16 protein-coding genes and 2 tRNA genes are annotated in these 25,298 nt (G+C 35.5%); 8 read left to right on the top strand and 10 right to left on the bottom strand.

Annotated elements, in window-relative coordinates:
• Positions 1 to 103: 103 nt before the first annotated feature.
• A tRNA-Ser gene (locus ACFIKO_RS00090) sits at positions 104 to 193 on the bottom strand.
• A gap of 285 nt (positions 194 to 478) precedes the next feature.
• On the opposite strand from ACFIKO_RS00090, the gene rplU reads away from it, so the two are divergent.
• From rplU to ACFIKO_RS00070, 4 genes are all read left to right on the top strand, one after another.
• A complete protein-coding gene (rplU, locus tag ACFIKO_RS00085; RefSeq protein ID WP_375619293.1) occupies positions 479 to 958 on the top strand; it encodes a 50S ribosomal protein L21 in 480 nt (159 codons plus the stop codon).
• A 12-nt stretch (positions 959 to 970) separates the two neighbouring features.
• A complete protein-coding gene (rpmA, locus tag ACFIKO_RS00080) occupies positions 971 to 1,240 on the top strand; it encodes a 50S ribosomal protein L27 (RefSeq protein ID WP_375673023.1) in 270 nt (89 codons plus the stop codon).
• A gap of 1,409 nt (positions 1,241 to 2,649) precedes the next feature.
• Positions 2,650 to 5,181, top strand: coding sequence for a phosphoenolpyruvate--protein phosphotransferase (ptsP, locus tag ACFIKO_RS00075; protein ID WP_375619294.1), 2,532 nt, complete (start codon positions 2,650 to 2,652; stop codon positions 5,179 to 5,181).
• Positions 5,182 to 6,330: 1,149 nt separating this feature from the next.
• Positions 6,331 to 6,420, top strand: a tRNA-Ser gene (locus ACFIKO_RS00070).
• Positions 6,421 to 6,889: 469 nt separating this feature from the next.
• Here the strand turns inward: ACFIKO_RS00070 and ACFIKO_RS00065 are convergent.
• The 6 genes from ACFIKO_RS00065 to ACFIKO_RS00040 all read right to left on the bottom strand — a co-directional run bounded on the left by ACFIKO_RS00065 (position 6,890) and on the right by ACFIKO_RS00040 (position 12,407).
• On the bottom strand, positions 6,890 to 8,110 hold the full coding sequence (locus ACFIKO_RS00065; protein ID WP_375673022.1) for an MFS transporter: 1,221 nt from the start codon (positions 8,108 to 8,110) through the stop codon (positions 6,890 to 6,892).
• 936 nt (positions 8,111 to 9,046) lie between these two features.
• Entirely contained in the window at positions 9,047 to 9,202 is a 156-nt protein-coding gene (locus ACFIKO_RS00060) for a hypothetical protein (RefSeq protein ID WP_375620386.1), read from the bottom strand.
• 577 nt (positions 9,203 to 9,779) lie between these two features.
• Positions 9,780 to 10,007 (bottom strand): hypothetical protein, encoded by a 228-nt coding sequence (locus ACFIKO_RS00055; protein ID WP_375620387.1) that lies wholly within the window; start codon positions 10,005 to 10,007, stop codon positions 9,780 to 9,782.
• Positions 10,008 to 10,030: 23 nt separating this feature from the next.
• A complete protein-coding gene (locus ACFIKO_RS00050; RefSeq protein ID WP_375673021.1) occupies positions 10,031 to 10,537 on the bottom strand; it encodes a hypothetical protein in 507 nt (168 codons plus the stop codon).
• 77 nt (positions 10,538 to 10,614) lie between these two features.
• A complete protein-coding gene (locus ACFIKO_RS00045; protein ID WP_375673020.1) occupies positions 10,615 to 12,141 on the bottom strand; it encodes an MFS transporter in 1,527 nt (508 codons plus the stop codon).
• Complete coding sequence (locus ACFIKO_RS00040; protein ID WP_375673019.1) at positions 12,138 to 12,407, bottom strand: hypothetical protein; 270 nt, start codon at positions 12,405 to 12,407, stop codon at positions 12,138 to 12,140. Before ACFIKO_RS00040 ends, ACFIKO_RS00045 begins: the two co-directional genes overlap by 4 nt.
• A 1,038-nt stretch (positions 12,408 to 13,445) precedes the next feature.
• Here ACFIKO_RS00040 and tmk point away from each other — a divergent pair.
• Both tmk and ACFIKO_RS00030 read left to right on the top strand, forming a co-directional pair.
• Positions 13,446 to 14,105, top strand: a complete 660-nt coding sequence (tmk, locus tag ACFIKO_RS00035; RefSeq protein WP_375620391.1) for a dTMP kinase — start codon at positions 13,446 to 13,448, stop codon at positions 14,103 to 14,105.
• Between the two features lie 588 nt (positions 14,106 to 14,693).
• Complete coding sequence (locus tag ACFIKO_RS00030) at positions 14,694 to 15,905, top strand: MFS transporter (RefSeq protein ID WP_375673018.1); 1,212 nt, start codon at positions 14,694 to 14,696, stop codon at positions 15,903 to 15,905.
• A 311-nt stretch (positions 15,906 to 16,216) separates the two neighbouring features.
• Here the strand turns inward: ACFIKO_RS00030 and ACFIKO_RS00025 are convergent, their stop codons facing one another.
• From ACFIKO_RS00025 to ACFIKO_RS00015, 3 genes are all read right to left on the bottom strand, one after another.
• Positions 16,217 to 16,486 carry a hypothetical protein gene (locus tag ACFIKO_RS00025; protein ID WP_375673017.1) on the bottom strand — a complete coding sequence of 90 codons (270 nt, stop codon included), beginning with the start codon at positions 16,484 to 16,486 and terminating at the stop codon, positions 16,217 to 16,219.
• A 2-nt stretch (positions 16,487 to 16,488) separates the two neighbouring features.
• Entirely contained in the window at positions 16,489 to 16,935 is a 447-nt protein-coding gene (locus ACFIKO_RS00020) for a hypothetical protein (protein ID WP_375673016.1), read from the bottom strand.
• A gap of 182 nt (positions 16,936 to 17,117) precedes the next feature.
• Positions 17,118 to 17,282: a hypothetical protein gene (locus tag ACFIKO_RS00015; RefSeq protein WP_375673015.1), complete on the bottom strand. Its 165-nt coding sequence runs from the start codon at positions 17,280 to 17,282 to the stop codon at positions 17,118 to 17,120.
• A gap of 147 nt (positions 17,283 to 17,429) precedes the next feature.
• On the opposite strand from ACFIKO_RS00015, the gene ACFIKO_RS00010 reads away from it, so the two are divergent.
• Both ACFIKO_RS00010 and ACFIKO_RS00005 read left to right on the top strand, forming a co-directional pair.
• Positions 17,430 to 17,933, top strand: coding sequence for a helix-turn-helix domain-containing protein (locus ACFIKO_RS00010; RefSeq protein ID WP_375673014.1), 504 nt, complete (start codon positions 17,430 to 17,432; stop codon positions 17,931 to 17,933).
• 864 nt (positions 17,934 to 18,797) lie between these two features.
• Positions 18,798 to 24,638 (top strand): Vomp family autotransporter, encoded by a 5,841-nt coding sequence (locus ACFIKO_RS00005; RefSeq protein ID WP_375673013.1) that lies wholly within the window; start codon positions 18,798 to 18,800, stop codon positions 24,636 to 24,638.
• Positions 24,639 to 25,298 lie beyond the last annotated feature (660 nt).

Below are 25,298 nucleotides of genomic sequence, written 5' to 3'. Positions count from 1 at the left end.
GATTGGTACAAAACCTGCTGACAAGCTACACTAGATAAAAATATACAGAATCCACCGGCAAGCTACGATTAAAGACATTTTAATAATATCGCTTTATAAACTTTGGCGGAGAGAGAGGGATTTGAACCCCCGATAGAGTTGCCCCTATGCCGCATTTCGAGTGCGGTGCTTTCAACCACTCAGCCATCTCTCCATAATAAAGTGAAACAAAAATCGGCACTATTTGAGTGTATAAGGGGTAGATAACCTTCAATTGTTTTTGGTACAACCTTTTTTTCTTTTTTATGGGACTTTATTGACAGAGAATAGAAATTCCTTCATATATACGGAACATAAGCGTGGAGAAATCTGCGCGTATTTGTGTTGAAGAAGGTTTTATCCTTCTTTAAAATCTATTACGACTGATAAAAAGCAGCCTATTTTCCCTTATTTCAAGGCAGAAATTAAATAAGAGCTGGAGTGAACGGAAGGATAAAAAATGTTCGCAGTCATTAAAACTGGTGGTAAGCAATACCGCATTGTTGCTAATCAAGTGGTAAAAGTTGAAAAAGTTAGTGGAAATGCGGGTGATGTTGTTGAATTCAATGACATATTGATGGTTGGGCAAGAAGGTAATGCAGTTATTGGTACTCCTGTCGTTGCTGATGCATTGGTGACAGCTGAGATTGTAGAACAGGCACGTGGGCGCAAGGTTATCGCATTTAAGAAGCGCCGTCGTCAAAATTCTAAACGTACGCGTGGTCATCGTCAAGAATTTACGAAGCTTCGTGTTTTAGAAATTTTAATGGGTGGTTCAAAACTTAAAAAAGTGGCTGCAGAACCGATAAAAGAAGAAGCAACTGCACCAAAAGAAACAAAAGATGCTGCTTCTGTTGAGAAGACGGCTAAAAAAACGGCTGAAAAAAAGACTGCGTCGCAGAAGAAAGCGTCTGTGGCATCAAAGAGTAAGAAAGATTAAAGGAGAGCGTCTATGGCACATAAAAAAGCTGGTGGTTCCTCGCGTAATGGTCGCGATTCAGAATCGAAACGTCTAGGCGTTAAAAAATTTGGTGGTGAAACCGTTATTGCTGGAAATATTATTATTCGCCAGCGTGGTACACGTTGGCATCCTGGCAACAATGTCGGCATTGGAAAAGACCATACGCTTTTTGCATTATCAAATGGAAAGGTTTCTTTTCAACGCAAAGCGGCTGATCGTTCCTATGTTTCAGTCATTCCTATGGTGGAGGCAGCAGAGTAATCTGTAACGCTCTCTAGCAATCAACGGGATTCCATTGAATTGTAGTTGTTGTTTTATAAGTATTAAAAGGGAAAGATAGAATCTCATCTTTCCCTTTTTGCTTTGGTACTATAATAAATGTAGAAGATATACAAAAAAGGTAGAATTGGGGAAATGACTTTTCTCAATGAGGGAGGGAGTTTGTGCGGTGTTATGTTAGTATTTAGTACTGAACGTATTGATATCATGATAGAATTTGTTGATAAATTTCTGTATAATAATAGTGAGGAGAGATTTTCTTTTTATGCATGAAAAAGTGTCTAGTAATTTCTTTATAAGAGAAGCAGTTTGTTTTCAAGAAATTATGAGAAATTTAATGAAAGCATTATTTATGTATCATTTTGATAAAGATGGATCTTTTTATTGGCATTGTAGTATTGATGAGTTGTCATACTGTTTTTAGGTGGCGGTGTGGATAGGTGGGGCTATTCATTTAAAAGGATATAGGGATAAAAAATCCATAAGATGGCAGTCAAAACATTTTGAAAGTGACGTGCATTAAGGAGTTTTCGGTAAATCGAGAGTAAAATTATATTTTTAAGGAGGACGGTGTTTAAAGATATAAAAATAACCAATGTGCAATCAGCGCTCTTCAAGAATATTGTTTCTGATTTCACTATTATTGTATTATGCATTTTTGAAAATAAACAAGCATAAGAGCTAGGGTTAAGGCAATAACTGTTTTCATTTTTTACTTTATTTATCTTATTTGTAGAGTTTTTCTTGATTTTAGTAGTTGATGATGGTGCTTGGGTGATGCTCGTACTTTGCAAATATGCGACAGAGGATATTGTGTATTTGCGATATTGATTGAAGTAAAGGAGTAGCTTAAAATATATAAATGTTATATATCAATGATTTAGCATCATAGGATGAGCTGCACGGAATTTTAAAGATGATAATTTGCATGGAGCAATTTATAATTACGTAATGAATTTATAAAGAGGGATAATAGGTTAAATAAACTTTGAGGAATCAGTTAAAATATTAGCTGAAGTTACAGATGATTGGGAAGGATGCTTTCTTGTAGGGAGAATAATGAAAAGTTATGTTGAATAACTTGGAATAATGAGAGCGTTTTTAAAACATAGTTTTTTAGGTGATTGGTGCTGTAAAAATCGGGGTTTTGTCTTTGTAAAGTAAAAGAGTAAGAGGCAGACTTGCTTATGATGCTTTTAAGCACTTCGCTAGATGATAATATCCAATTGTATTATCGCTTATATTGAGGTATTTAAGCACCTCACTTAGCTACATTTCGTAAAGTATAAAGAGAACTGTGGTGGTATTTATAGCTTGTATTTTGGGAAATGCAGCTTTGAAAAGGAATTTATCAGAGATATTGGTGTTCAAATGTGAGGCAATTTGAATTCATGATGAGATGTGAGAAAGCAGAAGCAATGAATGTAGATTTTATCGAGAGTGAAATCTTGTCTATAAGATCTGTACAACTTGCAGCTGCTTTTGATCATAAAAATGATGCAATTTATGCTGCTGCTGAATTGCTTGTGCAGGTTGGTGCGGTTGATAAGTGTTATCTGGCAAGCATGCTTGCATGTGAAGAAACAACCAATACTTGGCTTGGAAATGGTATAGCCATTCCTCATGGTATGGCTGAAAATCGTAATTTAATTATCAAGGACGCCGTTGCTGTTATACAGGTTCCTGCTGGTGTTGAGTGGCAGGATGGCAAGAAAGCACATTTGGTTATTGCTATTGCAGCGTGTCCAGATCGCTATAGAGAAATTTGTAAAAAATTGACGTCTCTTTTATTTGATAAAAAACAGCTTGAAGTACTTGCAACAACTATGGACAAACAGAAAATTGTTACAACTTTGTTTGATCAAGATATGAGGCTAGAAAAAACTTTTATAGGTGACCTTTCGGTGTGTCAGGAATGGACTTTAGATTATCCAAGTGGTCTTCATGCACGACCAGCTTCTCTTTGGGTTGATTTTGCGAAAAAGGCTCAAAATTCTATCAGAGTTCGCCATGGTCAATATGCCGTTGAAATGAAAAATTTGGTTGGTTTATTGCAATTAGGAGCAAAAAACGGTGATGTTCTTATTTTTTCTACAGATGCTGCAGAAGGAGCACAACTTCTCAATGATGCCATTGCTATTGCAAAAAAAGTGAGTATTAGTGAAAAATGCCTGATGAGAGCAATGGAATCTCAAACAAAGGCTTTTCATGGTTGGTATCCACGCTCTATGCAAAAAGGCATTTCTGGTGTTGGAGCAAGTTCAGGATTAGCATTTGGTAAGATTTTTGTTTTAAGGCAAAATGATATTTCCATAATAGATCAGCCAGTTGATTTTGCAGCTGGTGCGGCATGTCTTGAAAATGCTCTTACAAAAACAAAACATAAAATGGCATCTGTGATTTCTGATATTACAGTGCGTATGGGAGCAGATTCTGCTGCGATTTTTTCTGCGCAAATGGTTTTGCTTGAAGATGAAAATTTAATAGCTCAAGCTTGTCGTTTTATAGCAGAAGGTCATGGTGTTGCTTGGTCTTGGGATAGAGCGGTTCGTCAATTTTCAGATATGTTTTTTAAGGTAGATAATCCTTTGTTAGCAGCACGTTCTGTTAATTTAGTTGATGTTGGTCGACGTGTTTTAGGTGAAATCAATCCATCCTATAGATCATTCTTTTTAAATGATATTCCACATGGTGTAATTCTAGTTACAAATGACCTTTCTCCTTCTGATGTAGCACAACTTGATTGTACAAGGGTAAAAGGATTAGCAACAGCATGGGGAGGTCCATTATCTCATACAGCTATTTTGGCGCGTACTCTTGGTATTCCAATGGTTGTTGCTGCAGGTGATGATATTTTAGCGATACAGTCTGATATTCAAGCTATTATTGATGGCAATAACGGGTTTATTTATCTTGATCCTACGCTTGAAGACGTTGAAGATGCTCAAAGGCATATTGATACTGTTGTGCAAAAACGTGTCAGTGAAATAAGTGCGTGTAGATTACCAGCGCAAACAACAGATGGTCAAAGAATTCGTATCATGGCTAATGTCAACTACGCAAATCAGGTTCCTGTTGCGCTTGATTTGGGGGCTGAAGGTGTTGGACTCATGCGCACGGAATTTTTGTTTTTAGAGAATCCACATATTCCGGATGAAGAGCTACAATTTAATACATATCGGGCGATGATTACAGCTGTAGGAGATAAGCCATTAATTATTCGTGCACTCGATATTGGTGGGGATAAACAGGTTACGCATTTACACTTATCTAAAGAGGACAATCCTTTTTTAGGTGTTCGAGGGACGCGGCTTTTGTTACGTCGACGTGATCTTTTGGTGCCTCAATTACGTGCTTTGTATCGAGCAGCAAAAGAAGGCGGAGATCTATGGATTGTGTTTCCGATGGTAATGTCTGTTTCAGAGATTGTCACTATAAAAAAGATTGCAGAAGAAATCCGCAATGATATTGATGCACCAAAATTAAAACTTGGTATTATGATCGAAGTTCCAGCAGCCGCCATTATGGCAGATGTGTTGAGCGCCCATGTTGATTTTTTCTCAATTGGAACCAATGACCTAACACAGTATACAATGGCTGTTGATCGGCAAAATCCGTACCTTGTGTCTGAAGCTGATAGCCTTGATCCAGCAGTTTTGCGTATGATTTATCAGACTATTCAGGGAGCTTTACAACATAAGTGTTGGGTTAGTGTATGTGGTGGTATGGCTGGAGATCCTTTGGGTGCAATGATTTTAACAGGGTTGGGAATTAATGAGCTTTCTATGATATCTTGCGATATTTCTCCAGTAAAGGCGTGTTTGCAGACTCATAGTTTTGAAGATATGAAAATTTTAGCACAAAAAGCATTACAATGTGAAACTGCACGAGCTGTACGTGCTCTAAGCAAGGATATAAGGTGATAAAGAACATTAAGGGGAACAAGCTAGCTCATTTTGCAGAGTAATCAGATCGTTCGTCCTGTAAAACATTATTCTTCTATATGTTACGGGGAGGAGTAGCGTATGGATAAAAACACTTTAAGAAAGAATAAATGCCTTTTATGCATTCTCTCAAATAGCAAGGGATGTTGCAGCATTAGGGGATAAATAGCCTGATGGTACTTGGCTTGTACTTTTTATTTAATGATAGATGATGCTATTCAATAGATTTTATACCATTCATAGACACCGTATGAGATCGATGTGACAAGCTTTAAGAAGAAATGTTTTTTAAACAAACGTGTGGATGAGAAAGAAAATAGTATTCTTAGAGTATTCTGTTTTATTATGAGAGCATATCCCACTTAAAGAATGCGATAATCAAAAGTATGAAATAATACGTAATCTCTTTTAAATAATAGAGACTACTTTAGATATTTTGGAAACTGTAAAGCTGAATTTAAAAGTATATGGTAAAGATGAAAACAGGTTTGCATCTTTATGATTTTGTATTTGACAAAAATGAGACTATTTTCTCATTTCAGAAAATAAGATATATTCATACATATTAAATTAAAAATGCAAAGGTCTTTTTTGTATTAATTTTTTTTCTTTAGTATCAACTAAATATAGAAGTGTGAAATTGAATAGAGGATTTAGATTAGGGCTTATTCTGTGATCCTATGAAGGAGGAAACTGACACCATCACACTATTCTACAACCCTCGATGTTGCGTTCGTGCTATTTGAGAGAATGCATAAGAGGCATTTATCCTCTCTTAAAATGTACTTCCTCCACATACCATCTCCGCTTATGACGTATAAGCAAGTGATTTTAATTATTTGATTGCGCAAAATCATGGACTGTATGCCAATTTTAAGAGAAGTATTTTTTGTGAAGCAGAAAGTGCGTAAATAAGCATGAAAATTTATGATGGTGACAATCTTTTTATTCCAATTATTGTATTATACAAACCTATCCACGGAAAAAGTTTTTTCTTAAAAATAAAAGATGTGCTTGTTATTCAACAGATATAAGCTCTTACTTTAACAAATGAATTTGTTTTTTGAGTTTTGAATGTATAATTTAGGCTTGCACGTTATTTCTTTCTGGGTATAGTGCGAGACTTCTGGAGAGGTGGCCGAGTGGTTGAAGGCGCACGCCTGGAACGCGTGTATATGGGAAACCATATCGAGGGTTCGAATCCCTCTCTCTCCGCCATTAATTTAAAACGAACTTTCATATTCTTGATATGAGATAGCTTAAAAAGCTCAGTATTTGCAGGATTTTTTATTGTTTGCAATTGACTAGTTCACGTCGATCTATGCTTGCCATTATGTATGCCTAGAAACTGCAGTTGAATTTCCATGAGTTTTACAATTTCTAAGCTCCTCTCCTCTCGATTTATAGATAACCTGATCTAGCATAAACGATCTCTTCAAATATCATTAAAGGATTTTTGCTATTATCACTAATTTCTGATAGAGCTTCAGAATTAATGGTGATCATAGTGCTATTTGCAATTCCGATTAACGGGCTAAATGCGGTTTATTCATATGAGAGGTAATGAACACTTCGGCTTTTCTCACGCAATGTGCTCATTTAAAATTAATATCATAAATATTTGTACAAAATTTTTATCTATACGATAATCAAAAAAGGCTGACGTAATATAATAATTGAATATCATTCATGTGTCGCTTTCTTTTATTTCTAAGCTTTGTATGTAAATAGATAGTCCGTGTAAAATAAATAAAGGGGCGCAAAAACCTATAAATATACACAGGATGTATAATGTAGAAAATGAAAAAAAATTTCCGGCAGATAAAAGCACAATAGAGAATAAAGCTGTTATGATGCGCACACTGGCATCGCCTGCCAAAATTACCTCGGCTAAATTTTCACTAGGTGTGATAGCTTGTCCAATTGTTATTCCCGATACCCTAAAATAAAATTGCCCAATACCTAATAAAAAACCCATAATATAAAGGGAATATTGAGTAAAATTTAAATATAAAACAAAAGAGATTGCGATCACTGCGAAAGTCGGAGTTCCCCATACAAAAAAACGAATTAAAGAAGGAAGTTTCCGTAAATAATAGGATGAGATAAGACCATTGACCACAAAACCCAGTGCTGACAAAGCAAAAATAGAATTTTGAATAGCTGTAAATTTTGTATTATCTGATGTTATAGATGCAAGAACAAGAGGCAATAGAACAATAGTCCCCGTATAGAGAAAATTATTCAAAATACGATTAATCGTTAAAAAACGCAACGCAGAAACCCGCCAAAGACACCTAAAACCAACTCCATAAGCTTTTTGAGATGGCTTTTTTAATAGCTCTTTTACTCTGTTTATTTGTTGTATAGACTTTATACGAAACCATAGGCTGGCATTCAAAAGATAAATAAACACAATAAAGGCTATGGCTATTTTGTGCCCAAAATGCGCAATTATAAAATATATAAGCAATGGGGATATAATAACAAAAAACTGACAGCAACTAGTATAAAATGCAAAAATTCCAGCTTTTTGTTTGGGAGCTGGAACCAGCTGATTCAAGGTACTATTGTTATTTGGATTATCAGCCCCCATCAAGAGAGCAAGTAAAAAAAACACAAATAAAATAAGTACCGGATTGTTCATAAATAATAAGAACGATAATAAACAAGCGCAAATAATTTGACTATAAAACCCAATTATAAAGCCTTGATAGCGCACCAACACATTTCCCAAACATAAGCCTGAAATTCCAATTGCGATTAAATTAACAACATTTAAAGTAGCAGACGCTTCTCCCGTTGTATCTTGGAATTGTAACAAAGAAAGGCCAATAGATAATACACCACTAGCACAAAAACTCGTCAAACAACCAATCAAAATCATAAGAAAAACAGAATTACGCAAGAGCTTTCTCACTCTTAAACAGAGACTCGAGCCATTTTATGATTTTCTCTATTGTCGAATATGGTTCGGTACTAAATTCCAGTTTTTCATAAAATTTTATTTCAAATGCGTTATAGGTACGTATTTTTTGCAAGTCATCTGTCAGCATGAATTCTATACTTGATAACGTTGCGCCCATAGATTGAGACAAATAATAGGAAATTACTTTCCAATACATATGGGCACGTTCTCTTGCCAAATAATTTTCCAAGACATATTTCAAGTGACAACCATCTAAAATATATTTCGAACAATGGTGCAAAGAATAACAAATAAAAATAGCATCCGTTTCATGTACGGGACAAGAAGAAATATTAATATTTTTATCATTTCATAATATTATAAAAATTTCAGTTAGCAGATCTTCTAAATTTAGTCTAGTCATAACAAGATTGGGTGCTAATTTTTGGGCAACATGAGACCAAGCCAATCTTACTACTAAAGTTCCCAAAACCTTTAAGTCAGATTCTGGATAAGCTTTTTTTAAATTCCCCACCCATATGGTTCTATGACATATAATAATTGGCTCATCTCGTCTGAATGAACAAGATGTAATTCTAAACCAATATTATCACAAAGCTTTGAGCTCTTGAATTGCCCGTATCTTAATCTGGTATTCTTAAATCATTATAGCAATTAAAGAGTTTTTAAGTATTCCAACTTTTATTAAACTTTGTAATAATGTATTGGAATCTCCCCTTCACTGACTTCGACAATTATTGTATCACCACTATAAGAACAAAAAAATTATCTTTGAATTTTCTTACTTTTAGAAAGAAAAATGAGCAACACTCTTCCTTAACTAAAAAAACATGCTCTCTACCTTTTTCTTTATGATTATCAAAAACTTATTCTGTTACAATTCAATCATCAATTATTAGGATAAATATTTTGCGTTTAGCCTAATAAATTGTTATGATCAATGTTTCTTTCTGTTCTAAAAATCAGCGCTTTTCCTCCTAGAGATACTCGTAATTGCTGTACAATCTTTCCAAAAAAGGCACCTCCTTCAACATTGCTATTAAAACGATCATTCTGAGAAGTTTTATACATACACACGGCATTATACGGAATGCTATGTATTTTTTTAACTTACTCAACTAACCAACAATTTTTGATGGGTAAAATAAATTACGAAATTTGTGTGCTGTCACAATTCGAAAAACAATCATCTCTCTCTCTAATGATAGGCGATGTCATTAGAAGAAAGCCTTAACGATATCAGTAGAATAAATTAATCAGAAAAAATTGCAGCGTTGATGGAACCAATTTTATTTCATACCTTGTAACTCTATCTAAATTTTAATCATTTTTGTTAAAGGTTATTATGCAAATTTTTCTACGTTCAGCATTCTTTTTCCACTTGTTTGCAACAAAAGATTAATAGCTAAATTCACCTGTGTCATAATAGTTCTTCTTTTGGTAAAATAGAGCTGCTTCAATCTCGACATATAAATATTTCAATTCTTTAATATATTCTCTTAATATGGTTTAAATTACCAACACACCAAAACCCAAAATAAAAATATTTATTTTACTTAAGTTATTGAATATTATTTAAAAATTATGGAAATAGAGCGATGCAAGAGTTAAGAAATTATTTAAGAGTTCAAATTCATCTACATTAGAGTCATCTCGCATGATAATAGCAGTTGTCATTAGGTGTATTAAGTATGCTTGATAACTTTTCTGCTTCATGCTTGTAGGGAGTTCTAGATAGAGATAATACCAGAATCCATCCGTGAATGCTCGGCAATAAAACTGTAAACAAAATTATTTTCTTGTTGTTTAATCCGTTAAGCTTGATCCATTTTTCATATTTGTCTATATTTTCAATTAGTTGCGCTGCTGAATCCATGTTTTCCTCCCAATTGTTGTATTTTATAAGAAATTGCTACGAATGATCCTCTCCAAAGCTGATAATTCATCATCACTGTGTCCCCAAATTGCTATAATAGCTGGGCAGGTATTTAAATCGATGGTTAGGGGGAGGGGCTCGTTTTCTTTAAAAAAGAGCATAAAATGAACCACATTTTCCCAAGAATGAATTTTTTGTCGCCATACGTTAACATCTTTTATAATATGACCGTCGATCTCGTTGATAAGAAAGATAATACGCCCTTTTTTCTTAAAACGACTTGTGGTTTGTGAAAACACGCCAGCAATAAGGTTAACGGAGCTTTCAAGTAAACCATCTTCATAGTAATGCGCGAACAAGGTGGGTGCAATTCCTCCGTGGAGGCGGGCTCCTAATTCGATCATCATTGGACCACGAGCTGTTTGCATGATTTCCATATGCGCAGGACCATAATCAATTCCCAGCGCGCGAATGCATTGTTTTACATAAGAGATAAGAAGGGCATAAAAGGGATCTTGAGCATCAAGCACTTCATAAACAAAAGCACTTCCATTATGAATATCTTTTTTATATCGCGATAAAGCACATATCTTTATAGTCTCTCCATTTACAACGGCGTCGACGATGTATTCCTCTCCCTCCAGTCGATTCTAGAGGACCATGCCGCCACTTCCTCACGGCTGGAGAAAAACAAAATGCCATCACTCCCAGCAGAATCATTTGGCTTTACTACATAGCCGCTGGGACTTTCAAAACCATCGAGAGTACAATTGTCTTTTGTAAGAATTTTTGATCGGATGTAAGATAAACCATTTTCACAAAGGTGCCTTTGCATTGCTGCCTTTTTCCGTCGCCAATCGGTGGTTGAGGGATTATTCCCAGGGCAATTATAATTATTCCCAGGGCAATTATAATAAGCCGCCAATTGCTCTGCACAATAAATACCTCTTTCGGCACCTGCTATTACAGCCTCTATCGTGCCGATAGGAAAGCGTTTCTTTATCTCATCTACACTATGAAGCTTCGCTTCTGCCATGCCCTTTCTCTGATAAGAAAGCATAAAGTGTGAAAAAGGAGCTGCTTGAGAGACAACACCATAACAAGCATAGCCTAATTTTTGCAAAGCAGAGCCATAGAGGGCACCAGTGGAGAAAGGGTCGACAATAAGAATAGGTTTTCTCATACTTTGTTCCGCTGTGATAAAAGGAAAAGAACATAAATAAAGATTATCAGCCCTATAAGGGGCAGAAGATAAACAGCTGCTTGAGGACCCATAAGGACAGAGCTTGTAAGAAGACCAAGGATAACATAACCTGCCGATTGGGAGAAGACTATAAAGCATGCCGTTATAGCTTCCCACCAGCTCTGCTTGAGCCTCTGTTTTAGTCGCTTCAATCGTATATTTGCGGGCATTAATTCGCATGGTATTCATTGAAAAGCCAATAAAAAAGCAAAAGACCACAGCCAAATAGGGCGATTGTGTGGTGCTAAAAATAAGATCAGCTACGCTCAACATAAGGGCTGGGAGAATAAATTCAAAGCGAGGGATTTTGATAAAAGCAGCCAAAAAAGCGCCCACGCCCGCAACCGCACTGCAAAGCCCATAATATTCAGAGCCAAAATTTTTCACACTCTGAAAAAGAATGGTTGCCAGCGTATTATAAGCGCAAATATGAAAGCCAATAAGCCCTATGCAGACGCATAAAAGTTTAAGCTCACGGGAGAGACCATCCGCTTGCGGTGTAGGTTCTGGCTTATTACCAGTTTCAAGTGCTGTGGTATCTGTGGCGTTATATTCATCGCAAAAGATAATATATCTGGCTATAAGGCTTATAATGATGTCAAACACACAAAGTGATACAATCAAACCATTATAGCCAATTTCAGCCGCCGCCCCTCGAGGGCTGGTCGCTTCTAAGAGATAACCACTTAGTGCTGCTCCCAAAAAGGCGCCAATTTGCACCACTGTTTGCATAATGCGGGAAGCCTTTTGGGCACTAATATAACCACTAAGTGCTAGTTTAGTATTATAAGTCTCGAGCGTGCTTAAGGTAATCAAAGAGAGATAGCCGATAGAGATAGAGACAGCGATAAAACCAAAGGGGGAATCAGCGTAATGGAAAAGAGCAATCAATAAAAGAAGGCTATAGATAATGATCCGCCTTTGTATAAATCGACCAACCGCAGTGAGGCTTTAATGCGCACAAGTTCGCTGTTTTTCAAAAGATAGGGCATAAGGGTGCCCAAAACCATGGTTACGCCTAGGAAAACCGATGAGGATGTTATGCGATAAGCATTCCAAAGATTACTTAAAAATAAAAACATATCAGAAAGATACAGCAGGACAACAAGCCCATAAAACCGAAACATCAGTTGTTTGTGCACATCATCCTCCCCCATTTCAGAATCTCTTAAAAACACACAGTATTATAAATCAGCACACATGTTCACAAGCTATGAACATATACATGTATTACTGGGCATATCAAGTTTTTTCGGTAGGGAAAATTTGAACGCTGATGTTTATGGTAGTGATAGCTTATTTTCAGGAGAATGAGTAGGATGAGGCTTATTTTTACTGCGTCTCTTGCAGGGGGGCTTGCCAATAAGGAACTATGTCCTAGAGATATATTTTGTGCTTTCAAGTTGATTTTGTTTATACTCAAGGTTTAGGTTTTGCTATTGACCGTTGTTAGATGTTGTTGTGACAATAAACTTCGTTATCTATCAGAAACATTTATGGCATTAGCGCTAAGATATTGTATTAAAGCCTTTACATAGTAGTCTTTTTATATAGAGAGAAGGTGTTATTGGTTCAGTTTTAGGAGGCTTTGTTACGGCTGATTTAGACGTTGTCGTTGTTTGAGGGCTTATTATAATATTTTTAGTTTCAGTTTATGAATATACCGAAAAATATAGTGAAACATTTGATTCAAACGCTTTTGCAAGACATATTTCAATATCTCAGCGATGTTTTCCGATAATTGCTCTGCTGCTTTTTGACGGAATCGAATATCAAATGCTTATAGCGAGGGCAGTGGTTTGAGAAAAGATAGAGTTGATTTCATTAGATTCTTATGTAGCGCAATCTAGTGTCAGCTTTTAGGGACAATAATATACTTAGATCGAACTCATTTCTATACACTTACACGACGCTATAGGAGTAATCCTCAGAAACTCTACTAGAATTCGTTAAAAAATGGCAGGGCATGTAGTGTGAGAAAAAATATATTTTTTACAAATACTTAATCTAATTTTAAGTTATCTAAAATATAAACTTATCTTAAAACTAAGTCTATATACTGCCATTTATCATAAAGTTATACAAATGCGGGAATATTGTGGTTTTCTGTTTAGAGACGAGTTAAAAAAACCTTATTAAACATTAAGAGATTTCAGACATAAAACAATTTAACTTATGGAAAGTATATAGACAAAATGTATCTTGATAAAAAAGTTTATAATTCCATGTGGTCTTCAAAGAAATTTTCTGGTTCTTTTATTGTCTTATGCGGGTTTGATGGGAGTGGAAAGACAACACAAACAAAAGAAATTGCTCGCCATTACTCAGCAGAAAAACATATAATACAAACTTTTCAACCCAGTTATTGGTATAGAAATAATCCAGAAATTAGAGATTACTTAGATAATGGAAAAGCAATTGATCCGTTGCTTTTAGCACTCTTATCAGCGACAGATAGACGCAAACATACGCTTGAAATTATTGAACCTTCCTTAACGTCATCGCAAAATTTATTAATTAGCGATCGATATGTTTATTCTAGTCTTGCTTATTTTTATGCTCGAGAGCTTTCTGTTGAAAGTGTCGTTAAATTAAATCAATCTATTCCAAGACCTCATATTACATTTTATCTTCATTTACCGCCCACTACTATACTGGAGCGGTTGCAGAAAAGGGATGGTTTAAACTTAAAATACGAAGAAAAACTCTTTTTTATTGAAAAAGTTTACAAAGTATACCAAGTTTTATCAGAAATAGATGAGCGGTTTATAACAATTGATGGAACTGCTCCTATTTCTTTAATTCATCATCAAATACGACATCATATAGATAAGGTTTGTTTTGATGATGAATAAAATCATTTATTAATCAAGTTATCCACGATAAATCCCCTTTATATATTTGTACTCTAAATCTGAAACTTTAGAGATATGATTGCAATAATTTAACTGCTCAGGAAGATATTACATTATATATTTTAATTGGAAAACTAACTGTAATGGGCTTATTTTAAAAGATTTAGAGAAGGGGAGAAGAAAAGTTATCAATATTTATTGTGAGGATAATAGTATGTTTATTCTTTTAGAGACGAAGTGTGGTGATAGAAGAACGACATGGAGGGATATACTCGAACATATTTTAGTGCACGGAATAATAAGGACAATGATGTGTGTGAAGCTTTCATACCGTAAAATTGTTTCACATATGTATAAAGGTGTAGCTTCTGAATAAAACGCACATAAAATATTAATTTTGTTTTTGTCCATAAATGTTCCGTTTTCATAGAAGAATTAATCATACAACAGCACAAAGATTGTAAAAGCCTCAAAAAAGAAATTTTGCTTTCTTAAATTTAATGATCTAAAATGAAAATTGTAAGAATGCCTGTTTTTAAACAGGATGTATCATGCATATCGACTGGGATTCATTTTAGAGGGTAATTTATGTTCACTTCAAATTTGAAGGAACGCATTGCTTTATTTGAAAATAGAACTTTTCTCTATTTTACTTTGAGTGGCTTATTTGCTACATTTGGAAGTGGACTAAATTATATTACATTGTCGTGGCTCGCTTACAATCAGACGGGCTCAATCCGTGGTGTAGCGTTGATGATGCTTTTTCTTTGGGCGCCTGGCATTATTTTTGCGCCTATTTTTGGCATATTGGCAGATAAATATAACCGTAAAACGCAGATTATTATTTCAAATTTTGTGAGAGGTTTGGTAATCGTAAGCTGGGTAATGCTTTGGCATTTTGGTATAGAAATTGAATTGATGGTCTTATCTGCTCTTTTGGGTATTTTTATCCCTTTTTATATGCCATCAGCTATTTCTTTAATTCAAAGTATTGTGCTGAGGGAACAGCTCATCAATGCAAATGCGACTATCGATATGGTTTATGAACTTGGCACTATCGCAGGTATGGGCTTAAGTGGATTGATACTGTCCTATGCAGGAACAAAAGGAACTCTTCTAATAGGTGGTATATTCTTTATTATTGCTGGTTTATTTAATTTTGCAATGAAGGTACCTAAAAACCGAAGATCTAAAAACCAAAACCAGCAAAACTGGTGGGAAAATTATACAGCATCCCTTCATTATTTTAAACAGAATCCAGCTCTTTTTGTACCGTATGTAAGCCAAATGATTATTATGACTCTTTTGATGACCATTCCTGTTATTCTCGTTCCTTATATACAAGAGGTTTTGCATGCGGATAGCAGGACCTTTGCAATATTTGAGGTGCTTTATTCTATGGGCGTATTGACAGGTGCGTTTTTTTCACCACTTCTTTGTAAAGTTTTATCCATAAGGAAAACATTAGCTATTTTATTAGCTTTTATGGCTATTGGTCTCGCTATTCTATCTGTTAATACACACAATTTTGTTGTTTTTCCTGTTTACTTTATGATTGGAGTTGGACTTTCGAGTTGGGCTCTTTCGATTTCTTTATCACAACTCTCTTGTGATCCTGAATACCAAGGAAGATTGCAGGCAAGTTTTAATGGTATCTCTGGATGCTTGATCCTCGCAGTCTATCTCATTATGGCAAGCGATAACAGTAGCATATCACCTCAATCGATATATTTTTTTCAAAGCATTGTTGCGCTTGTTGGAATACTCATAGTGCTTTTTTATAAGCATGAAAAACAATAAATTACATTTAAGTGTAGTAATATACGCTATTTTATAAATATTTACGCTACAGCATATTTCATATTTTGCTTTTATAGGGGAGTGAGAAAATGTAAAAGTTGGTGCTTAATGAATAAAGCATAAATTGATGGATGCTAGAGAATACTCTCTATTTTTTGATAACGACCCACAAGAATTGCTGCGTTTCTTTAATTCATCTCACTGTTGTTAAGAAGACGAAACCGTAACACTTTAAATCTAAGTTTTTTGTTTAAGCGCAGTAGAAAGTAAAGCGATGAGGTAATATCGTATCATACGGGGAGAGTGTTGCATTATTTTTGTTTTTCAAAATCCATATGAAAAATTGTATCAATTTCATCTTCATTGGGATGGGTATTTCTACGACGATGCAAGGTTTGCATAATCTCTTTTTTTAAAACAGCATCTGTTTCACTTAAACGGTGAATACTGAGTTCCAATTCAAGAGATAACGCCAAATCCACGCACAATTTAAGCTCTTCTCCAATGTCGAAACCGCGTTGATAGTCGTCATAAAGACCAACTAGTGTATCAGATAATTCTTTATCGCATAAAGAGGCCATGTTTAATTCCTCCGCGTTGCGGTTTTCCATGCGTCTTTTTTAAGTATCACTCCACTATTATTACTTAGAATTGCCATGTATACGAACCTCATGGTTTTGTCAATTTTCTGCAAAATACACGCTTTTAAATCAAAGCCTATTAAAGATTTTATTACTCCAAGATTTTGAAGCGCCCAATTGTAAATATGGATGGCAATGTGTTTACTATAGAATTTATAGCATTTAAAATACATTGCTAAAAGGCTTTTAATACGCGCAGAGGAAGAGTATTCTGACGATAAACCAAACACCCTGAAATCTCTATTGCCAGTTACAGCTAAATCAGTACCATTAATATATAAAATAAGCAAACATGGTTTGTAAACGTCTAACTTTTTAATAACGAGTGATGATCTCATTTTTTGTAGAATACCAATTATTTTGCCTATTTTATATTGATTTTTAGACATTGATAAACTTTTTACCTTATAAAAACCTATGGGAAATGCATTAGCATATTTTTGTAATAAGATTTCAGTGGTATATTGCACAGCATGAAATGAAGAGAATCGTATTAGGCTTTTTGCTTTTGAAAGAATATGACTGCAACTTTTGAGAAAGCAGTTGGCAAGAATTGGCTTGGCATGCAAACTTATAGAGTTGGCAGTGGCGCATTTAGTTTTTTCATTGGGCTGTGTCCAAATGTTTTTGACTCTGGAAAATAGCCTCTGATAGGCTTGAGTTTTTCCAAGGTTATATTACAGGGGCGCTGCTCAGCAAAATACCACGGCGATTGCATTTTTTGTGTAATTGTCATAATTTTCGCTCCTGCTTAGACGGATGCTGTAACATCCATTTTTGTGGGGTTATGTATGTAGATCTTTGCCTAACATAAGGGGCAGTAACAAGAGGTATAATGCAAATATTGAATTAAGTCAACGCAATATTTGTATTATTGTATAATTTGGCAAAAAAAGAGATTGAACCCAAAACAGAACAAGCGAAGCGATTACGTTTGATACGAGAAAGTTTGCTATTTAGTAGACACCAAATAGCAATCCGTTTAGGTATTAATAAAGCCATTTATGATCACGCTGAAAGAGGCACGACCTTTCCCAATGTAGAATTTTTGGCTGTTTTATCACAGAAATTAAAAGTCAATTTAAACTGGCTTGTAACGGGCGATGGCGAGATGTTTTCAGATATGGCAAATGCGAAAGCAGCTGGTTTTAAACCGCGAGCGATTCCTGCTGGGCTGATGAAAAAGCTTGGACATTTAGCTTATACGACCTATCATGATGCAAAAATAGATCTTTCTCCTGAAGATGTTGCGGAATTAGCAGCAGAGCTTTATGGAAAATTGCAAGAGCTTATTCAAAACCTCAATGATATGGAAGAAGTCGAAGCCACTTTGCCACTTTTAAAATTACATTTAAAGCGTAAAATCGAAACTGAAAAGCACATCTAGAAAATTCATAAGATACAAACGAACAGCCTTTTTAAAAAATAAAACTTTTTTGGTCTCTTATTCAACATGAAAAAATGAATAAATTATCATTATAAATTAATGTATTGCTCTAATAAAACTGCTTATAAAAAGAATTACAGTTAGTAATACAAAAAAATTTACACAACAGTGAAAATACAATGACGATGTTTTGTTCCTATAAAAGGGTCACAGACATATAAGAGAGAAGAACAAAAGACTATTTATAGGTGCGCTTTTGTCTTTTATGAAGATGATGAGATGAGCACGTTGAAACTTTTTACAGAGCTTGCATCATTATATAAAGAAAGATTTCTTTCAAAGACATGTATCATATATTGAAACAGCTTACCTCGCAGAAAAGAGTGAGGTCATTATGATAATCGTCATCCATTACATTATGCGATAAGTTAAAAAAATCATAAATTTATGCTTGTAAGAACAGCTAATTTATTGAGAAGTATTTTGACAAATTTATAAAAAATTATTTTTTACACTCTTGCCATTCTTCTGATGCGCTTTATTTAAAAATTAGAATTGCTCTTTAGTGAAACTATTTTTGTTAAGAGATAAATCGCAGTGTTTTTGAATGGAGATCAAGTTATATTTTCAAAGTCTTGTGTTTTTATTTATTTTTTAGCTTGAATCCCTCTAGCTAAAAGGGTTGGGGACCTTTCTAGATTCGATGTTGTTACAAAGATTTTAGGGCGATGCCGTAATAAATAGCGGTGTCGATGGGAGGGTTTTTTCTTGATTTGTTGGTTTTTGAAGTGCGCAAACTGATGGGTTTGCCATGTGTGTTTTCACGCGTTGTGATGATGTTGAGCTCTGTAGGAGGAGATTCTTATGAAAAAAAAATATTCTACACCAAATTTAATTAAAGCTTTCTCTCTCAGCGCGGCAATGGCCACACTCTTATCAAGTGTTTCGCCAGTTTTTGCTGCCAATCTTGCGATAGTAGGAGGGGCTAGTCAAAGTACACCTGGTCCCGGTGTTTCCTATGCACATGGTAGTCATGGTAGTGTTGTTTTATCTGGTGATGATGATTTCTGTGGTGCAGACAATGTTATCGGGCGTGGCGGCAAGCAACAGCAGAGTGTTGGTGATAGCCAACGAATAACCGTAGAAAAACAATATGAAAGATTTATCAATGGTTACACTGGGACAAACGGGCGTAATGCTTATGGCACGACCACTGAACAGGTTACTTGGCAAAGCGCTGGGATTCTGAGCAAAAATGCTACTTATATGGGAACAAATACTGAGGGATCTCAGAATATTATGCCTGAGGCTTATGGTGTTTATTCTTTTGCTACTGGTTGTGGATCTGCTGCAACGGGTAATTATTCAACGGCATTTGGTGCTGGCGCAACCGCAAAAGCTGGTGGTGCACAAGCTTTTGGTGTTTCTGCGCTTGCAGCTGGAAAAGTAAGTGTTGCTATGGGGGTAGGGTCAGAAGCATCGGGCGAATCTGCTGTTGCTATTGGTGGGCTTGCGACTGCTTCTGGTAAAAATAGCGTTTCTATAGGTGTGCGTTCCCAAGCTACGTTGGACGATGCGATTGCGTTTGGTTCAGATGCAACAGCGAGCGGTATAAATAGTGTTGCTATTGGTAAGGTGGCATCTGCATCTGGTTACGATAGTATTGCATTAGGATTAAAGACCAAAGCAACTGACGAGTACGCGGTTGCTATAGGCACGAAGGCTGAAGCTCAAGCTCTTGGTTCTATTGCAATAGGTGGTGGGGAACCTGCAGACAACGGGGAGGAAAGAAAAGTAATAGCAAAGGGTAAAAATTCGATTGCCATAGGTACTCATACCTATGCTGAGACAGCTCATTCAGTTGCAATTGGTATAAATGCACAAGTGCGTGTTATAGATGGTGTTGCTGTGGGGGGAGGATCTGTCTCTCGTGTTGAGAGTGGTGTTTTTGGTTATGATCCTGTAACAAATACTACAACAACAAAGAGTGATCTTGCATGGAAAAGCACTGCAGGTGATTTTAGTGTTGGTAATACTAACCAGAATTTAACGCGACAGATTACAAATGTTGCAGCAGGGAGTAATGACACTGATGCAGTGAATGTGGCGCAATTAAAAGCTATGAGAGATGTTATAGCAGGGGGAGGAGGCTGGAAACTTTCTGCTAACGATAGCGATCCTACAGATGTGAATTCAGGTAATACCGTAGATTTTTCAGTGAAAGATACAGAAGTAGGAAAAGACAACTTAAAGATTGAAAAAAGTAATGAAGACGATAAGCATAAAATTCAATTTACTTTGAATGATACTCTCACACTGACACAAGTTACCACAGGCCGAAGCAAGATGAGCGATGATGGCTTTTTTGTTAATGGTGAAAACGGTTCTCGCATGACTAGGGATGGCTTTTTTATTAATGGGAATGATGGTCCGAGCATGACTATTAATGGTATTGATGCCGGAAATCAAAAGATTATAAACGTAGCAGAGGGGACTGAAGATACCGATGCAGTAAATTATAAACAGCTAAAAGCTATAGAAAAAGCAACCAAAACGAGTTGGCAGCTTTCTGTTAACGGTGGAGATGCTACGGCTATTGGCCCAAACGGTACAGTAAATTTTCAGTCAGCTGACAATAAAGGTACAAAAAATATCAAGATTACAAAAGATAATGACCACAATGTCACGTTTGATCTAGCTGATGATATTAAGGTAATGACTGTCACAGCAGGAGAAAGCATTATGAGTGCTGCTGGCTTTGGTTTTGAAGATGGTAATGGGCCGAGCATAACTGTTAATGGCATTCATGCTGGTGATAAAACAATTAAAGGAGTAGCGGCAGGGGAAAACGATACCGATGCAGTAAATTATAAGCAGTTAAAAGACTTTACAGCAGGGATGGCAACAGGCTGGAAGCTTTCTGTTGATGGTAACAATGCTACAGATGTTAAAGCTGGTAGTACAGTAGACCTTGTTGCGGGTGCGAGTGAGGATGGAAGCAAAAATATTAAAATTGAAAAAGACAATAATAAAGTCACATTTTCTTTAAATGATAATCTTAAATTGACGAGTGTCACTACAGGCAGAAGCATTATGAGTGATGATGGCTTTGGGTTTGAAGGTAATAAGGGACCCAGAATTGCTTTTGATGGTATTGATGCTGGCAATGAAAAAATCACAAAAGTAGCTCAAGCAGAAGACGATACCGATGCAGTAAATTATAAGCAGTTAAAAGACTTTACAGCAGGGATGGCAACAGGCTGGAAGCTTTCTGTCAATGGTGAGGAAGCTACAGATGTTAAAGCTGGTAGTACGGTGAATTTTGTTGCAGTTAAGCAGAAAGACGATGATAATAATGAGAGTGAGAACACAAATATAAAAATTGTCAAAAGTGAAGGCAATAACGTATCCTTTGATTTAAGCGAATATATTAAAGTTGGTCGTGTAGAAACAGGGGATAGCAGAATGAGTAATGCCGGTTTCATGATCAAGGATGGTCCAAACATGACCAAGGGTGGTATTTTTGCTGCTAATACAAAAATTACAGGAGTACAAAAGGGTACGAATGAGAATGATGCCGTAAATGTTTCACAGCTGAATGAAATAAAAGATCAAATAGTAGATAATAGCCTTGTTAAATGGCATGAAGATCAAAAGCTTATTACCATTGGTGCGCAAAAAGATGGTATCGAAATCAATGTTGCAAATAATGATGCCAAAAATCGAATTATTTCTGGTGTTGCAGTCGGAAAAGTCAGTTCTGATTCAACAGAAGCAATAAATGGTCATCAGCTTTTCAATTATGCTGATAATATTTCAAAATATTTTGGCGGTGAGACAGATGTAATTGATGGCTTCAAACCAACTTTTACGGTTCAGAAAACGAAACATAATAATGTAACTGATGCTTTCGCTGCTGTTGATACTTCTATCACAGATATTTATAGTCAGATTAATAATGTAACAAGTAATAGTCTTGTTCAATGGGATGAGGACGAAAAGCTTATTACCATTGGTAAAGAAAAAGGCGGAACAAAAATCGATATCGCAGGTACTGAGGGAGAGCGAACTATTACGGGTGTGAAAAATGGAGAGATTTCAGAAAATTCAACAGAAGCAATTAATGGTAGCCAGATTAATAAAATATCCCAAAATGTTGCTGAATTTTTTGGTGGTGGGACCTCATTCGAGAATGGAGTCTTTAAAAAACCAAGATATAATTTAACTACTATTGATGAAAAGGGTCAGGTCAAACAGAAGGAGCATAATGATGTTGGATCGGCTTTAGATGGACTTGATACAAATATCAGGCATGTTAATGCAAATTTGATCAGTGGGTTTAATGATGTTGCTAAATATTTTGGTGGTGGAGCAGGATATGATGAAAATGGAGAATGGCATGCTCCTACTTTCCAAGTTTATCATATCGGCGATAATGGTGCTGTCTCTAAGAAGCCCTATAACAATGTTGCTGATGCTTTTGAAGGTGTGAATAATACTTTCACAAATATTCACAATCAAATCTCTGATATAACAAAAAATAGCCTTGTGAAGCAGGAGGGCGAAGACGGTCTTATTACTGTTGGTAAAGAAACCGGTGGTACAAAAATAAGTATTGCAAATAAAGATAATCAAGAGAGAACACTTTCTGGTATAAAAGATGGAGAAATCTCTCAAGCATCAAAAGAAGCAGTAAATGGTTCACAGCTTTTCACGGTTGCTCAAAATACATCAAAATATTTTGGTGGCAGTACAGATGTATTGAATGGTATAGAGCCAACATTCCTTATTCAGGATAAAGAATATCATAATGTTTTTGATGCATTTACTGGTGTGAATATTTCTATCCATAAGATTGATGATAAGATTTCTGATGTGATAAAAAATAGTCTTGTTAAACAAGATGGAGGTGTATCAGGTGTTATCACTATTGGTAAGGATACAGCTGGTACTGAGATCAATGTTGCAGGTGTTGGTAAGCTAGCACGCAAGATTTCTGGTGTTAGGGCAGCAGAGGAAGGTGATGAAGCTGTTAACAAAGATCAACTTGATAAAAGCATAAAGGATATTACTAAAGATATTGAGATAGCAACTGCTGCTGCGGTTCTCTATGATAAGAATGACGATAATAGTGTTAATTATGGTAGTGTAACTTTGGGCGGCGATAAGAACAACGGACCAGTTGCTCTTCGTAACGTGAAAGATGGTAGCATTTCTGAAAATTCCAACGATGCAATCAATGGTAGTCAGATTAATAAAATATCAGCAGATATTGCAAAGTTTTTTGGCGGTGGTGCAAAGTTCATTAACGGTGCTTTTGAAGGGCTGAAATATACTTTATCGGCTATTGTAGATGGTAAGGTAGGGAAGGCTAACTTTTATGACGTTGGTTCAGCTTTAACAGGTCTTGATAAAAATGTTCAAGATGTGAATCAACGCTTAACAAATGTATCCAATGAGTTTAATCAACAAATTGAAGGTATCTCTAAAGATGCTTTACTGTGGGATGATGAAGAAGAAGCATTTGTTGCACGTCATGAAAAAGATGGGCAGAAAACAAACAGCAAATTGAAGTATCTTTTGGATGGTGAGATTGCTAAAGGTTCAACAGATGCCATTACGGGTAACCAGCTTTATTCCATGAGTAACCAGCTTGCTAATTATTTCGGTGGCGGTGCCAAATATGAGAATGGCAAATGGACAGATCCTACTTTTAAGATTGTTCAAGTCAATGCTGATGGTACGACTGTTGAGAAAGAGCACCATAATGTCGCTGATGCTTTTGGTGACGTCAATAAAAATATGTCAAATATTAATAACCGTATTGATGATGTCATCAACAAGGTCGATTCAGATGCTTTAAAGTGGAATGATAAAGAAAAAGCCTATGATGCTGGTCGCGATGGAAAGCCGAATAAAATTATCAATGTAGCTGATGGTAAAATTGCAAAAGATTCGAAAGATGCGGTCAATGGTGGACAACTTTGGGAAACTAATGAACGTGTCACTGGTGTCGAAAAAGATGTGAAGCATCTTACCAACAGAGTTGATAACATTTCCAATACGATTGCTGATATTGGTGATACAGTTCTTAATATTGATGCCAAAGTTGATAACATCAATAATAGAGTTGACGACATTGAAGAGGATGCTGTTCGTTATGACAGAGATGAAAACGGCAAAAAAACCAATAAAATCACATTAGCGGGTGGTGATCCTAGTGAACCTGTTATGATTGATAATGTGGCTGATGGTAAAATTGAAAAAGGTTCGAAAGAAGCTGTAAATGGTGGTCAGCTCCATGATTATACTAAAGAACAGATGAAGATTATTCTTGATGAATCCAAGCAGTATACAGATCAACGGGTTAATAATATTGTGATTGATGCGATTGATGATGCTGTTGATCGGGCTAAGCAATATACAGATATGAAGTTTGATGTTTTAAACTATAGTATTGAGAGTGTGAAAAAAGAGGCAAGACAAGCAGCGGCTATTGGTCTTGCGGTGTCTAACTTACGCTACAATGATACGCCTGGAAAATTAAGCGTTGGATTTGGTAGTGGTTTATGGCGTAGCCAATCTGCATTTGCCTTTGGTGCAGGTTACACTTCCGAAAATGGAAAATATCGCTCTAACATATCCGCAACAACTTCTGGAGGTCACTGGGGTATAGGTGCAGGATTCAATATGACATTGAACTGATAATAAACAAAATACATAAAAAACTCCTTTCACCCCTGTCTCATAAGGCAGGGGTGAATTTTTTTTACGTATGTAAAAAGAATTTATATATATATATATATAAATTGATAAGCACTATAATGATGAATACAGGTTTCAAAAACAACATACAAGTTCAACAAAGTGAACTGCTTATTTCAAAATAAGATAATGAGTTTTTTCATAAATTATAAGTTCATTATTTTCTGCTTTAATTTTTAAATCTAAAAAATCTGTAACACTCTACAGATAGAAAAAAACCTAACTCTCTAGAAATCTATTAAAAACTTTCTATTAAGACAAAATATATATTTAAATGTATTTCAATTTTACTGGAGGAAGTTATAGAAACAATAACTAAATTAACTCTACCCCTTGAAAAAAACAAACAATAAGTTTAAAGGTTAAAAAAACCAATCACCACAAAAAATTTACCTTCCTAGGAAATTTAAAAGAGTAAAGCACGTTAACCATAAAACCTAAAAACATAATTTTTCTATCTTTTCAATCAGGTACTAAATTTTATGTCTATAAAAAACCAATTCTAGAGAACCTTGTAGCATTTAAATGTGTCTTTTTTATGTTTTGGAGGTGTTTTTAAGTTTTTTCATTGGAGAGTTTGTTATGAAAAAATTCTATACC

This window comes from Bartonella sp. TS82HLJMH, assembly GCF_042193495.1.
In the GTDB taxonomy this organism is placed as follows: domain Bacteria; phylum Pseudomonadota; class Alphaproteobacteria; order Rhizobiales; family Rhizobiaceae; genus Bartonella; species Bartonella grahamii.
Note: the sequence above shows the minus strand (reverse complement) of the source record. Positions and strands in the feature narration are given on the sequence as shown.

Excerpts from the sequence above, each read along its gene's own strand:
- ACFIKO_RS00025 (WP_375673017.1), bottom strand. The coding sequence starts at position 16,486 with ATGGCCTCTTTATGCGATAAAGAATTATCTGATACACTAGTTGGTCTT.
- ACFIKO_RS00040 (WP_375673019.1), bottom strand. The coding sequence starts at position 12,407 with ATGGGGGAGGATGATGTGCACAAACAACTGATGTTTCGGTTTTATGGG.
- ACFIKO_RS00055 (WP_375620387.1), bottom strand. The coding sequence starts at position 10,007 with ATGGATTCAGCAGCGCAACTAATTGAAAATATAGACAAATATGAAAAA.
- tmk (WP_375620391.1), top strand. The coding sequence starts at position 13,446 with ATGTATCTTGATAAAAAAGTTTATAATTCCATGTGGTCTTCAAAGAAA.
- ACFIKO_RS00005 (WP_375673013.1), top strand. The coding sequence starts at position 18,798 with ATGAAAAAAAAATATTCTACACCAAATTTAATTAAAGCTTTCTCTCTC.
- ptsP (WP_375619294.1), top strand. The coding sequence starts at position 2,650 with ATGATGAGATGTGAGAAAGCAGAAGCAATGAATGTAGATTTTATCGAG.
- rpmA (WP_375673023.1), top strand. The coding sequence starts at position 971 with ATGGCACATAAAAAAGCTGGTGGTTCCTCGCGTAATGGTCGCGATTCA.
- ACFIKO_RS00020 (WP_375673016.1), bottom strand. The coding sequence starts at position 16,935 with ATGTCTAAAAATCAATATAAAATAGGCAAAATAATTGGTATTCTACAA.
- ACFIKO_RS00060 (WP_375620386.1), bottom strand. The coding sequence starts at position 9,202 with ATGTATAAAACTTCTCAGAATGATCGTTTTAATAGCAATGTTGAAGGA.
- ACFIKO_RS00015 (WP_375673015.1), bottom strand. The coding sequence starts at position 17,282 with ATGACAATTACACAAAAAATGCAATCGCCGTGGTATTTTGCTGAGCAG.
- rplU (WP_375619293.1), top strand. The coding sequence starts at position 479 with ATGTTCGCAGTCATTAAAACTGGTGGTAAGCAATACCGCATTGTTGCT.
- ACFIKO_RS00030 (WP_375673018.1), top strand. The coding sequence starts at position 14,694 with ATGTTCACTTCAAATTTGAAGGAACGCATTGCTTTATTTGAAAATAGA.